Genomic DNA, 13272 nt, shown 5'->3' with positions numbered 1-13272 from the left:
GCGCGACACACACGCGATGACCAGTTCCCCCCGTGCAGGCTCCGATCGGGTAATCGGTGCCGCACAGACTGTGCCCCCAATGGCATGGCTGCAAGAGCCATTCGAGGTCAGCCTATATATCGAGAGCAATCGGGCGCAAGTCGGCAGCCCCTGGGTGCAGCCGCGGGGTACGACAAAGGGGCCGAGCCCGAAGGCTCGACCCCTTTGCTGCAAGCAGATGCTTAGGCGAGGATCTTCGTGACCGTGCCGGCGCCGACGGTGCGGCCACCCTCACGGATAGCGAAGCCGAGGCCCTCTTCCATAGCGATCGGCTGGATCAGCTCGACCGTCATGTCGGTGGTGTCGCCGGGCATGACCATCTCGGTGCCCTCGGGCAGCGAGATGACGCCGGTGACGTCCGTGGTACGGAAGTAGAACTGCGGGCGGTAGTTCGTGTAGAACGGGTTGTGACGGCCACCCTCGTCCTTCGAGAGGATGTAGGCGGTGCCCTCGAAGTTGGTGTGCGGCGTAACCGAACCCGGCTTCACGATGACCTGACCGCGCTCGACGTCCTCACGCTTGGTGCCGCGGAGCAGGAGGCCACAGTTCTCGCCGGCCCATGCCTCGTCGAGCTGCTTGTGGAACATCTCGATACCCGTGACCGTGGTCTTGACGGTCGGGCGCAGGCCGACGATCTCGACCTCCGAGTTGATGGCCAGCGTGCCACGCTCGGCGCGGCCCGTGACGACGGTGCCACGACCGGTGATCGTGAAGACGTCCTCGACAGGCATGAGGAACGGCTTGTCACGGTCACGCTCCGGCTCCGGAACGCTGTCGTCGACAGCCTGCATCAGGTCGAGAATGGCCTGCGTCCACTTCTCGTCACCCTCAAGAGCCTTGAGAGCCGAGACGCGCACGACGGGAGCGTCCTCGTCGAAGCCCTGGCCGGCGAGCAGCTCACGGACCTCGAGCTCGACGAGCTCCAGGATCTCCTCGTCCTCAACCGCGTCAGACTTGTTCAGCGCGACGAGCAGGTAGGGAACGCCGACCTGCTTTGCGAGCAGAACGTGCTCACGGGTCTGAGCCATCGGGCCGTCGGTAGCAGCAACCACGAGGATTGCGCCGTCCATCTGTGCAGCACCGGTGATCATGTTCTTGACGTAGTCGGCGTGGCCGGGGGCGTCAACGTGCGCGTAGTGGCGCTTCGGGGTCTCGTACTCGATGTGCGAGATGTTGATGGTAATACCGCGCTGGCGCTCCTCGGGAGCCGAGTCGATCGTCGCGAAGTCGCGCTGAACGTTGGTCTCCGACGGGTACTTGTCAGCGAGCACCTTCGAGATTGCTGCCGACAGCGTGGTCTTGCCGTGGTCAACGTGCCCGATGGTACCGATGTTGACGTGCGGCTTGGTCCGCTCGAACTTGGCCTTGGCCACTGGGTCCTCCTCAGGACATCGTGTAGATGTTCCGGGCACTGGTTTGCGACCGGTTCACTACGGTTTGTTTTCTCAGTTTAGTAGAGAGATGAATGTGAAGTTGTGCGATTCCCGGACGGCGGTGACCCACCAGCCGGGGTAGGTGCCCCGGATGCGTCGTCAGCCGAGAGTTTCGGCGCCAGACGCATCCGGGGCTCCCGAGGGCTTACTCGCCCTTGGTCTTCTGGATGATCTCGTCAGCCACGTTGCGAGGAACCTCGGCGTAGCTGTCGAACTCCATCGAGTACACGGCGCGACCCGAGGTCTTCGAGCGCAGATCACCGATGTAGCCGAACATCTCCGACAGCGGCACAGAAGCACGGACGATCTTGATGCCCGTGGCATCTTCCATCGACTGGATCTGACCACGACGGGAGTTCAGGTCACCGATGACGTCACCCATGTACTCCTCCGGAGTACGGACCTCGACGGCCATCAGCGGCTCGAGGATCACAGGGTTGGCACGACGAGCGGCCTCCTTGAATCCCATGGAGCCGGCGATCTTGAACGCCATTTCGGACGAGTCGACGTCGTGCGCCGCACCATCGACGATGGTCGCCTTGACGCCCACCATCGGGTAGCCGGCGAGCACGCCGACGTTCATCGCGTCCTGGAAACCAGCATCGATCGAACCGATGTACTCACGCGGGATGCGACCACCGGTGACGGCGTTCACGAACTCGTAGGTCTTGTCCGAGTCGAGCTCAAGCGGCTCGATGTTGAACTGGATCTTCGCGAACTGACCCGAACCACCGGTCTGCTTCTTGTGCGTGTAGTCGTGCTTCTCGACGGCCTTGCGGATCGTCTCGCGGTACGCCACCTGCGGCTTGCCGACGTTGGCCTCGACCTTGAACTCACGCTTCATGCGGTCGACCAGGATGTCGAGGTGCAGCTCGCCCATGCCCTTGATGGTCGTCTGACCGGTCTCGGGGTTGAGCTCCGTGCGGAACGTCGGGTCTTCTTCAGCGAGCTTCTGGATCGCGGTGCCCAGCTTCTCCTGGTCAGCCTTGGTCTTCGGCTCGATCGCGACCTCGATGACGGGCTCGGGGAACGTCATCGACTCGAGGACGACGGGCTGCGCGATGTCGGTCAGGGTGTCACCGGTGGTGGTGTCCTTCAGACCGATGACGGCGTAGATGTTGCCCGCGGTGACCGAGTCGACCGGGTTCTCCTTGTTGGCGTGCATCTGGAAGATCTTTCCGATGCGCTCCTTCTTGCCCTTGGTCGAGTTCAGCACGGCCGAACCGGAGTCGAGGTGACCCGAGTAGACGCGCACATAGGTGAGGCGACCGAAGAACGGGTGCACGGCGACCTTGAACGCGAGAGCAGCGAAGGGGTCGTCCGCGGAGGGGCGACGCTCGATGATCGTGTCGTAGTCCTTCGGGTCGTGCGCCTCGATGGCACCGACGTCGAGGGGGTTCGGCAGGTAGTCGACGACAGCGTCGAGCATGGGCTGCACGCCGCGGTTCTTGAACGCCGAGCCACACAGGACCGGGTAGATCTCGGAGGCGACGACCATCTTGCGGATGGCGCCCTTGATCTCTGCGACCGTGAGCTCTTCGCCACCGAAGAACTTCTCGAGCAGCGCGTCGTCGGTCTCGGCGACGGTCTCGAGCAGCGCCTGGCGGTACTCGGCGGCCTTCTCGACGAGGTCGGCAGGAATCTCCTGCACCTCGTAGGAGGCACCCATCGTCACGTCACCCTTCGAGTCACCGGCCCAGACGAGCGCACGCATCTCGACGAGGTCGACGACACCGATGAAGTCGTTCTCCGCACCGATCGGCAGCTGGATGACGAGCGGGCGTGCGCCGAGGCGCTTCACGATCGTGTCGACCGTGAAGTAGAAGTCAGCGCCGAGCTTGTCCATCTTGTTGACGAAGCAGATACGCGGGACGTTGTACTTGTCGGCCTGACGCCACACGGTCTCGGACTGGGGCTCGACGCCCTCCTTGCCGTCGAACACGGCGACAGCACCGTCGAGGACGCGGAGCGAACGCTCCACCTCGACCGTGAAGTCCACGTGACCGGGGGTGTCGATGATGTTGATCTGGTTCTTGTTCCAGAAGCAGGTCACGGCGGCCGACGTGATCGTGATGCCGCGCTCCTTCTCCTGCTCCATCCAGTCGGTCGTGGCGCCACCGTCGTGGGTTTCACCGAGCTTGTGGTTGACACCCGTGTAGAACAGGATGCGCTCGGTGGTGGTGGTCTTTCCGGCGTCGATGTGCGCCATGATGCCGATGTTGCGGACCTTGCTCAGGTCGGTGAGCACGTCTTGTGCCACGGGCGTTTCCTTATCTGCTGTGCGGTCGCGATGCGACGCGTGCGAAGAATGTGGGTGCCGGTTCCGCACCCCCGGAAGGGCGCGGAACCGGCATCGCTGTTACCAGCGGTAGTGTGCGAACGCGCGGTTCGACTCGGCCATCTTGTGGGTGTCCTCACGGCGCTTCACCGCGGCACCGAGGCCGTTCGAGGCATCCAGGATCTCGTTCTGGAGGCGCTCGGTCATGGTCTTCTCACGACGGCTCTTCGCGTAGCTCACGAGCCAGCGAAGTGCGAGCGTGTTGGCACGGTGAGGCTTGACCTCGACCGGAACCTGGTACGTCGAACCACCGACGCGGCGGCTGCGAACCTCAAGCGTGGGGCGCACGTTGTCGAGCGCCTTCTTGAGGGTGGCGACGGCGTCCTGGCCGTTCTTCGCCTCGACACCGCGGAGGGCGCCGTAGACGATCGACTCTGCGAGCGACTTCTTGCCATCGACAAGGATCTTGTTGACGAGCGAGGTGACGATCGGAGCGCCGTATACCGGGTCGTTGACGACGGGACGCTTGGGGGCTGGACCCTTACGAGGCATTGGTCTTAACCCTTCTTCGCGCCGTAGCGGCTACGAGCCTGCTTACGGTTCTTGACTGCCTGGGTGTCGAGCGCACCACGGACGATCTTGTAGCGGACACCGGGGAGGTCCTTCACACGACCACCGCGGACGAGCACCAGCGAGTGCTCCTGAAGGTTGTGACCCTCACCCGGGATGTATGCGGTGACCTCGGTGCCGTTACGGAGCTTCACACGAGCGACCTTGCGCATCGCCGAGTTCGGCTTCTTCGGGGTGGTGGTGTACACACGGGTGCATACGCCGGCCTGCTGCGGGTTCGACTTCAGAGCCGGAGCCTTGGTCTTGGTGACCTTAGGCGTGCGTCCCTTGCGAACCAACTGCTGAATAGTTGGCACGTTCTCTCCTTGTTGTGCTGCACGGTGACAGCGTGATGGGTTTCACATCATGACCCGTCAGCGCAACGGAACCGCTGCGCTGTGGTGACGGGTATGCCGTGGAGGCTGACCGACGAGTGCCGGAGCCCAAAGGGTGTGGGCGCGTCAAGACACACCCACACCCGATCAATGGTAATGCGACGTAACCTGACGGTCAAATGCGCGTAGCACGCCTCCGAGCGATCAGCAGCAGCGCGCCCGCCACCAGCACCAGCGCGCCGCCGATCGCGGTCGGAACGGCAGCGGATGCCAGGTCCATACCGGTCGCGGGGAGCGACCCCGGCGTCGAGCCAGCACCGTCACCGCCGCCTGCCGGAGGCGCGGCGATGGTGAACGATGCACGAAGCGTTGCGCTCGACACGCCGTCGATCGTCTGCACAACCGTGATCTCGTGCGCTCCGACCGCCAGCGCACCGGGAATCGGAACCGACCATGCCGCGTCTGCCGCGAGTGCGCGGGCATTCGCTGCGGCCGCTGCGAACTTCACGCCGTCGAGTTGCTTGCCGTCAAGAGTGACGACCACCGTCGCACCCGGCAGCGCCGTGCCCGTGATCTCGGTCGGAGCCGTCGTGTAGGTCGTTCCCGCCGTGGGGCTCGTCAGAGCAGCGAAGACGGGGATGACGGACAGATCGATCGAGGTCGCCGCGGTGACGTCGAAGATGCTCTGAGTCGCGGTCACGGTCGCCGGGCCGTAGCCGAGCACGGCCGTCACCGACCAGGAGCCGTTCGCATCGACCGTCGCCGTTCCGGTTGCTCCATCCGAGAGCGTGATGGTGGCGGACGGGGCGCCGACACCGCTGAACGTGACAGCGTTTCCGGTCACGACCGCGCCGTTCGCGGGCGCGGTGATCAGCGGCTTGACGACGAGGTCGCCGTCGACGGTGATCGTCGTCGAGACGGTGTCGGAGACGTTGAAGCCATCGTCGAGCGTGGCGAGGGAGTATGCGTGCGCTCCCTCGGTCGTGGGCGCACGGAAGCTCCACGTCCCGTCTGCAGCGATGGGGAGCTCCGTGGTGGACGAACCCAGGGTCACGCGCAGGGTGAGGCCTGCCGGGCCCGTGCCGTGCACGATGCCGTTCGGCGCGACAGCGAGGTCAGAGGTGACGATCGGCTCCGCCAGGTCGAGCATGACCGTGTAGCCGCCGGTCAGGCGCAGGCCGTTCTGCAGGTCGGTGGCGAAGCTCATGCCGCCGCCGCCTCCGGAGAGGACACCCACGGCGGTCGTGCCGCGCATGTAGGCTCCGCCGGAGTCGCCGGGGCGCGTGTCAGCGTCGGTCCAGAAGCCGTAGACCCAGTGGCAGTTGGTCGGAACAGGAGTCACGATCTCGCAGACGCGAGTCCACGACTTGTCTTCGACGACCTCAGCGCCGGGCGCTCCCGTGACGTCGCCCGTCGTGGTACCGGTCGAGCGTCCGCTGCGGGTGATCTGGTCGCCCACCTGCACGGTGCCGACTGCCGTGACCGGGGTGCCGGACAGAGAGAGGTCTTCGCTCTGCCAGCTCGTCCAGTCCGTGACGAGCGGGCGCAGGCGCAGGTCGGAGTTGGTGACGGCGATCGCCGCGATGTCGGTGCTGTCGAGATCGCCGTGGCCACCTTCGCTGCCGCCCGGGCCGCCCCACTGCGAGAACGCCATGGTGCCGACGCTGTCCAGGATGGCCGGAGTGTACCGAGGCTCGAAGCCCGGGAAGTAGGGGGCGTCGTCCTCACTGGGCAGGGTGCGCTCGATCGTCGCGCCCGTCGGGCCGCAGTGGCCGGCGGTGATGATCGCGGGATCGCCGGTGGGCGACCATCCGCTGAATCCGAAGGAACAGACGCTGGCGCGGTTGACTGCGTAGCCCGCACCGCCGACGACGTCGTCGATCGCGTACGCCTGCGCAACGGGACGGTCCTTGAGGACGACGTTCTCGTAGCTCTGCAGCTGTGCGACCGTCGTCTCCGCGAGGGTTCCCTCGACGGCGGCGACGACGACGTTGCCGTTGCCGTCCTGGCTCACAGCAGTGACCGCGGCGTCTTCTGCGATCAGCTCCTGGACGAAGGCCTGGTAGCCCGCGTCGTCCGTCGGCGCGACGTCAGATGCGCCCTGTGCCGACGCCGCGATCGGCGTGAGGACCACACCGCTCGCTGTCAACGCCAGTGCAGCCAACGCCGCTCCTGCCGCCCGTACCTGCTTTGTTCTCTTCACAGACCCTGTTCCCCACCGTTGACTTGAACATCTTCGTGGCGTTTTCACACACGACGTCGCCAACATATCGCGTATACCGGAGGCAAGGGAATAGATTCGAGGCACAATGACGAAACTCCAAAGGCAGGCACCGATCATGCGCGCTTCCACCGTCTTCGCCACGTTCGCCGCAGCCGGCGTGCTGCTCTTGGCAGGCTGCGCGACTGCTGCACCGGCCAGTCCGGGGGAATCCTCCGCTCCCCCGTCCGCCGCGCCTTCGCCCACGCCGACGGCCACCGCGACGTGGTCCAGCGCGCAGCCCGGCGAGCCGACCCTCGCACTGTATTCCGATGGCACCCTCGGGGGCTTCGACGGGTGCAACGCGTTCGGCGGCACGTACACCCGCGAGGGCGACGCGATTCAGCTCGAGCTCGGGTTCGGCACACTGAAGGCGTGCATGGGCGTGGACACATGGTTGCGCAACGCCGGATCGGCCGAGATCGTCGACGGCACTCTGCGGGTCTACGACCTGGAGGGCGACCCCCTCGGAATCCTCGACGAGAGCAAGTAGCGGTTCAGAGGCTATCGGGGTCGAAGGGCGAGTCGAGTGATTCGGTGAGCTCGGCGAGCATCGCCTCGATCTGCGGCTCGACATACTGCGAGATCGCCGACTGCACGGCGAGCCGATGCCGCAGGAGCAGTCCGCAGATCTCCCGACCGATCATGTTCGCGTACTCGTCCGCAAGCGCCACCTCGCGTCGCAGCGCGGCTTTCGCCTCGTCGCTCAGTGGCGGCAGCGGCGGCAGCACCGCGGATGCCTCGTCGGCGAGTCCCGCGAGGGTGAAGAGGAAGGGCGCACCGGGCACGGGCTCCGGGTCCAACGGCATGCCCTCGAACTCCGGGGCCAGGTCTTCGGCCGGCCGGTAGGCACGGGCACGGTTCCGGGCGGACTGCTGATCGAGCTCGGCCTGCAGCATGGGCAGGTTCACGGCGGTGTATGCGGCGACAGCCGCATCCACAATCGCCTTGATTCGCGTGGAGAGCCCATGCTGCACCCCGTGCGGAACGTTGGCCCCGATCCCGGCGGCGGCGAGGATGGGAGATCCGAGACAGCGCCGACAGGGCGCGACGCGACCGCGATGGGTTGCCGGCTCCCAGCGCGGCACCCATCGCAGCCAGGCCTCGACGGCCAGGCTGACCTGCGTCTCCAGTGAACGCTCCACGTGGTTAGCGTACGACGCTGCGCCCGTGGTGCGGCACTTCGACGCGGAAGAGGCGGATGCTCCACAGCATCCGTCTTCGACTACTCGCCGCGCTTCTCCCACGGCCATTGCGGATGCTGCGCCCGCGTTCGCCGCAGCGCGATTCCACCCCAGGCGGCGATCAGCGCAGACGCGGCGATGAGCGCGCTGGCCCCGCCGAGGACGAGCTGACCGACGGCCGTCCCCGCCGAGACCGGGCCGTCACCGGTGCCGGATGCGGTGATCCAGACCGCGCCGAGGTGCACCAGTGCGGTCGCGAGGGCGACCCCGATGCTCGCGAAGTACGAAGGATGGGCGGCACGCAGGACGACTCCGAGCAGGAGAGCGAACACGGCGACCGCGCTCACCATGCCGATGACGCCCGGAAGCTGCCCCAGCCCCGGCACGCTGATGATGTCGGTCTCGGTGAGCAGGCTCAGGAATCCGAGACCGCCGATCGTCAATGCGAAGAAAGAGATGATCGCGAGCACCAGCGCCAGGACAGCCGAAACCCCCGCAGACCCGGGGCCGCGGGGGTTGGGCGATGAAGCATTCACGGTGACCTCGATGCGAGAAGCGTTCAGGCCCCGTGGAGTTCGCTAGGGAAGCTGAGGCCCTGCCTCCAGCGTACGCTCGTATTCGCGCTGCGCCTCCGCGTTCAACACCGTCTTGCGTGCGCCGCTGCGGGCCGCCCACGCGCCGAACCAGATCGTCAGCTCTCGTCCGAACACGAAGGAGGCGAGCGCGAGTGGAGCGAACAGGTGCTCGGCGAGGAGCGCGGAGCCCTGGCTGGCAGTGAGCGTCCAGAACGGCGCGGCGAGCAGGGCACCGAGCAGGTAGCCACCGTAGGCCCCGAGGCCGACGACGAGGCCCCAGATCACCCAGTGACCCCAGCGTCCGCGGTTGATGATCGCGCCGAGGATGCAGAAGACGAGATAGAAGACGACGACGGTCGTCCAGAACTCCACGCCGCTGATCGTCGCGAGCACGGCGGTGCCGATGTTCTCGAACGAGACCTCACCCGTCAGGGCGCCGAGGCCCAGAGCGGTGCCGAGCAGAAGCACGGCGAAGCTGAGCGCGGCGAGAAGGCCGATGCCGGCGATGGTGCCACGGTTGCCACGCTCACGCGGGGCCTCCGGCGCCTGCACGAAGATGGGCTGCGGCTGTGCGGGCGGAACGAAGACGGGCTCCGGTGCCACGATCCGCGTCTCGGTGACGTCAGCCGTGTTCGCCGTTGCCGCATAGGCGACGGTCGCTGCGGTCGCCGCGACGGCCACATCATCGGCGGCGTCGGCCGCGGCAGGCGCCGATGCGGGCGTCTCGACCGCGGGCGGCGGAGGCGTGAAGGTTCCGCCGAAGGTGCCGGGGAACGCGCGCTCGGCCTCTTCGAAGGCGGCGAGATCGGCGTCGACACCGGATGCCTTGGCTTCGGCCTTGGGGTCCGGGGCGGTGGCGTCTCCGACGGGCTCGTCGCTCACAGCAGCGGCGTCTGCACCGGTGGCACGCGCTGCCTCGGCGTCAGCCAGCGCGGCGTTGGCGCTGTCGACGACCTCGTTCACCTCGTCCTTGTCTGACGACTGGGGAACCTGGGGCTCGCTCATGAGTGCTCCTCACCTCGGATGTGTGCACACAGAGAGTATTCCGCGCGGAGGCCTGCGCCCGTGAGGCGTGCCGGAAAACACCGGATGCCGCGCGAGATCAGAACTCCGTGCGCTCAGCCGGTCACCGACCGCAGGAGGTCTCCGGCGAACTGCGCGAGAACGGGAGCGAGAGGGGCAGCGAGGACGAAGAGTGCTGCGACCACCCCGATGCAGATGACTCCGGCGGTCCAGGCCATCGCCGTGTTTCGCCCCGCAATCCGTGCCATGCCCTCACGGTAGCTCGCAGATACCCGCCCACGGCGAGGCGCGCGGGCATCCGGCGGTCAGCGCGCGGCCCGCACCAGAGTGTTGAGGGTGCGCAGCGTCGAGGCGAGTGCCGCCGCATCGAGCGGGGTATCCGCGTGCACCTGCACGGTGACCGGTTCCCCGGCGAAGAGATCGAGGTCGACGTCGGAGACCCAGGCGGCTGCGTCGAGGCGATCCGGGAACAGCGAAGCGCCACGGGTGAACGTCTGCGCCGTGAGAGTGACCGGCTGCACGCCGTCGACCCAGGTGCCCACTTGGACGTCGACGGGCGCGTCCTGCAGTGCGAGGTCGAGGTCTTCCGCGTACAGGAACACGACGGGGCGGTCGTCGAGCAGCCCGTCGAGACGGGCGACGACGACCTGATGTCCGGTGTCGCGGACGGTCGACACCCCGCGGGAGAGGTCGACGCGCAACGACGAGAGCGGTGCGACGATGACGTCGATCTCCTGTTCCGCGTGCACTCCCCCGCCGAAGTCCTGGGTCTGCACGACTCCTGCGGCCCGCCAGGAAGTCACACCGTCGTTCACGAGGTGCAGCACGAGCCCGGTCTCCCCGCGGCGGATGAGCGCGAAGCGCTCGGCGTTGACGCGACGCACCGCGTGCCACAGCGGCTTGCGTCGACCGTAGCCGTCGACCATCGACCAGGACGTCACCGGCCAGCAGTCGTTGAGCTGCCACATGATGGTCCCCATGCACAGCGGGCGCAGCGTCCGCCAGTACCCCGTGCCGAAGGCCACGGCCCGCGCCTGGTTGAGCTGAGCCAGATAGTGCCACTGCTCCAGGTCATAGTGACCGTCGGCCGTGCGCGCGGGAGTCGGCAGGTGCGGCAGCATCCCGCGGATGATCTTGGCGTTGCCGTCGCCCGCTTTCTGGTGCAGCAGCATCGCCGGGGAGTCCGGATGCTGCGGCTCGTCCGCGATCGCATGCTGAATCGTCGACCAGGTCGCCGGTCCCTGGAACCCGAACTCCGAGGCGAACCGCGGGCGGTAGTCGGCGTAGTGCCGGTAGTCCACGCGATTCCAGGTGTCCCAGATGTGCATGTTGCCGTGCGCCGGATCGTTCGGATGGATGTCGGCGACACCCGAGTAGGGGCTGCCCTCCCAGTACGGCACGGAGGGATCGATCTCGGCGACGATTTCGGGCAGGAGGTCGGTGTAGTACCCGAGACCCCAGCTCTTGCCGCCGGGGGCTGCCTCGAGCTTCGCCTGCCAACCCCAGTCATGCCAGGCCCAGATGTTCTCGTTGTTGCCGTTCCAGATCACCAGACTCGGGTGACCGGCGAGACGCGCCACGTTGTCGCGAGCCTCCGCCTCGATCTCACCGGCGAGGGGCTGCTCCTCGGGATAGGTCGCGCATGCGAAGAGGAAATCCTGCCAGGACAACAGGCCCAGCTCATCGCAGAGATCGTAGAAGTCGAACGACTCGTAGATCCCACCGCCCCACACGCGGATCATGTTGAGGTTGGCATCGACGGCGTCGGTCAGGCGCGCGCGGTAGCGCTCACGGGTCACCCGCGAGGGGAAGCAGTCCTCGGGGATCCAGTTCGCCCCGCGGATGAACACCGGCGTGCCGTTGATGAGGAAGGTGAACGGCGTGCCGTGGGCATCCGGTGTCGTATCGAGCGCGACGGTGCGGAAGCCGATCTTGCGACTGCGGACGTCGAGCACGTCTGCGGCCTCACGCAACGTGACATCGAGGTCGTAGCGTCTCTGCGCGCCCATTCCGCGGGGCCACCAGCGCTCGATCTCCGGCACGCGGAGCGTGGCCGTGGTGGTTCCGGATGTCTCCACCGGAACTTCTGCGAACAGGTCGCCGACGGCGATGCGGACGGTGCGCACAGCAGGGGTCGTGGCATTCACGACCGCGGTGACCTGCACGAGGCCCGCGCCTTCGTCGTCGACCGTGACCTGCGGCACAACGCTCATCAGCCGCGCACCGCTCCAGCTCTCCAGCCGCACGGTGCGCCAGATGCCGGCGGTGACGAGCTGCGGTCCCCAGTCCCATCCGAAGTTGGCCGCCATCTTGCGCACGAAGTTGCCCGGAGTCGGGTAGTCGTTGGGACGATCGCCCAGTTCGTCGCGCAGAGCTTCGGCGTGCGCCCACACGTCATCGAAGCGCACCTCCAGCTCGGCCCCTGCGACGCCGGCCGCACGCAGGGCGTCCGTGACGTCGAAGCGGTACGTGCGGTGCTGATTGCGCGTGCGCCCGAGTTCCACGCCGTCCAGGCTCACGGTCGCGATCGTGTCGAGACCGTCGAAGACGAGTTCGATGTGCTCGGCGGCGGCGTCATCCGCCGGAGCCGCGATCCGGGCGCGGTACGCCCACTCGGAATGGCCGATCCAGGCATCGACCTGCTCGTTCATGCCCAGATATGGGTCGACGATGAGCGCGGCGTCGAGCAGATCGGTGTGCACGACCCCGGGCACCGTTGCGCCGATCGTGTCCGGAAGGACCGGCGCGCCCTCCGCAAGACGCACGGGGTGGAGCGTCCACGTCGTGCCGGAATCAGAGTCGAGCGAAGTGGAGTGCATCAATCGACGAGATGCATGGCGCGTGCCGTCCGCTCCGCTGCCGCGGCGTCGCCTGCGAGCAGCGCCGCACGGAACTCCTCGGTGACCTCGCGCATTCGTGCGCACTGCTCATCGGTCAGATGCCACTCGCTGAGGTTTCGGAACATGGCGATGCCGTACTCCAGCTGCACCGAGCGCACAAGTGGATTGCCCGTGCGGGCCCCCAGATAGTCGAACATGGCCCATCGCGCGTTCGACGTCTCCTTCGCATTCCCGATGCTCGAGATCATGGCGTCGACGAGACTCGCTGCATGTTCGCGCTCCGTGCTCGTCAGCTTCGGCACGCTCATGTGCGCGACCGAACCAGAGAGGTAGCCGGCGAACTCCAGCGAAGCATCCGACACCTCCGGCGTGACCTCGGTCACCTGCGTGAAACGGCTCGGGTACATCACCACCATGCCGATGCGCTCCAGGCGCTGAAGCGCCTCACGAATAGGCATGCGCGACATGTTGAAACTCGCTGCGAGTTCGGCATCGCGGATGCGCTCACCCGCCTGCAGCGTTCCGTCGATGATCGAATGCGCGAGTCGGTCGAAGACCTCGTCGGCCAGGAGCTTCTTGCCGCCCGGCGTTCCTTCGGCGATATCCATAGTCCTTGCACCCCCAAGTCATGCCCAGCGTCGTGCCCAGGAGGACAACTACACCACGCCGATCGCCCGATTCTCAAGAGCCTCGAAC

12 protein-coding genes are annotated in these 13272 nt (G+C 66.6%); 1 reads left to right on the top strand and 11 read right to left on the bottom strand.

Annotation, left to right across the window (positions count from 1 at the left end):
• Positions 1–221: 221 nt before the first annotated feature.
• The 5 genes from tuf to JOD62_RS09990 all read right to left on the bottom strand — a co-directional run bounded on the left by tuf (position 222) and on the right by JOD62_RS09990 (position 6897).
• The gene (gene tuf / locus JOD62_RS10010) at positions 222–1412 is read right to left on the bottom strand and encodes an elongation factor Tu (RefSeq protein ID WP_204939143.1); all 1191 of its coding nucleotides are present in this window, start codon (positions 1410–1412) and stop codon (positions 222–224) included.
• Positions 1413–1617: 205 nt separating this feature from the next.
• On the bottom strand, positions 1618–3732 hold the full coding sequence (fusA, locus tag JOD62_RS10005; RefSeq protein WP_204939142.1) for an elongation factor G: 2115 nt from the start codon (positions 3730–3732) through the stop codon (positions 1618–1620).
• A gap of 99 nt (positions 3733–3831) precedes the next feature.
• The gene (gene rpsG / locus JOD62_RS10000; RefSeq protein ID WP_204939141.1) at positions 3832–4302 is read right to left on the bottom strand and encodes a 30S ribosomal protein S7; all 471 of its coding nucleotides are present in this window, start codon (positions 4300–4302) and stop codon (positions 3832–3834) included.
• 5 nt (positions 4303–4307) lie between these two features.
• The gene (gene rpsL / locus JOD62_RS09995) at positions 4308–4676 is read right to left on the bottom strand and encodes a 30S ribosomal protein S12 (protein ID WP_036318318.1); all 369 of its coding nucleotides are present in this window, start codon (positions 4674–4676) and stop codon (positions 4308–4310) included.
• Between the two features lie 193 nt (positions 4677–4869).
• The gene (locus tag JOD62_RS09990) at positions 4870–6897 is read right to left on the bottom strand and encodes a S1 family peptidase (RefSeq protein ID WP_204939140.1); all 2028 of its coding nucleotides are present in this window, start codon (positions 6895–6897) and stop codon (positions 4870–4872) included.
• A gap of 136 nt (positions 6898–7033) precedes the next feature.
• Here JOD62_RS09990 and JOD62_RS09985 point away from each other — a divergent pair, with 136 nt between their 5' ends.
• Positions 7034–7447, top strand: coding sequence for an META domain-containing protein (locus JOD62_RS09985; RefSeq protein WP_204939139.1), 414 nt, complete (start codon positions 7034–7036; stop codon positions 7445–7447).
• A gap of 4 nt (positions 7448–7451) precedes the next feature.
• Here JOD62_RS09985 and JOD62_RS09980 read toward each other — a convergent pair whose 3' ends face one another.
• The 6 genes from JOD62_RS09980 to JOD62_RS09955 all read right to left on the bottom strand — a co-directional run bounded on the left by JOD62_RS09980 (position 7452) and on the right by JOD62_RS09955 (position 13184).
• The gene (locus JOD62_RS09980) at positions 7452–8099 is read right to left on the bottom strand and encodes a spermidine/putrescine ABC transporter substrate-binding protein (protein WP_204939138.1); all 648 of its coding nucleotides are present in this window, start codon (positions 8097–8099) and stop codon (positions 7452–7454) included.
• Positions 8100–8179: 80 nt separating this feature from the next.
• Positions 8180–8674 carry a hypothetical protein gene (locus tag JOD62_RS09975; RefSeq protein WP_271171505.1) on the bottom strand — a complete coding sequence of 165 codons (495 nt, stop codon included), beginning with the start codon at positions 8672–8674 and terminating at the stop codon, positions 8180–8182.
• A gap of 42 nt (positions 8675–8716) precedes the next feature.
• Positions 8717–9718 carry an ABC transporter gene (locus JOD62_RS09970; protein ID WP_204939137.1) on the bottom strand — a complete coding sequence of 334 codons (1002 nt, stop codon included), beginning with the start codon at positions 9716–9718 and terminating at the stop codon, positions 8717–8719.
• A gap of 113 nt (positions 9719–9831) precedes the next feature.
• A complete protein-coding gene (locus JOD62_RS09965) occupies positions 9832–9984 on the bottom strand; it encodes a hypothetical protein (protein ID WP_204940245.1) in 153 nt (50 codons plus the stop codon).
• Between the two features lie 57 nt (positions 9985–10041).
• Positions 10042–12555: a glycoside hydrolase family 2 protein gene (locus JOD62_RS09960; RefSeq protein ID WP_204939136.1), complete on the bottom strand. Its 2514-nt coding sequence runs from the start codon at positions 12553–12555 to the stop codon at positions 10042–10044.
• Positions 12555–13184 (bottom strand): GntR family transcriptional regulator, encoded by a 630-nt coding sequence (locus JOD62_RS09955; protein WP_204939135.1) that lies wholly within the window; start codon positions 13182–13184, stop codon positions 12555–12557. Before JOD62_RS09955 ends, JOD62_RS09960 begins: the two co-directional genes overlap by 1 nt.
• Positions 13185–13272: the final 88 nt, after the last annotated feature.

Origin of the sequence: Microbacterium keratanolyticum, from assembly GCF_016907255.1 — a bacterium.
Classification (GTDB): domain Bacteria; phylum Actinomycetota; class Actinomycetes; order Actinomycetales; family Microbacteriaceae; genus Microbacterium; species Microbacterium keratanolyticum.
This window is presented reverse-complemented; position numbering and strand designations above follow the sequence as displayed.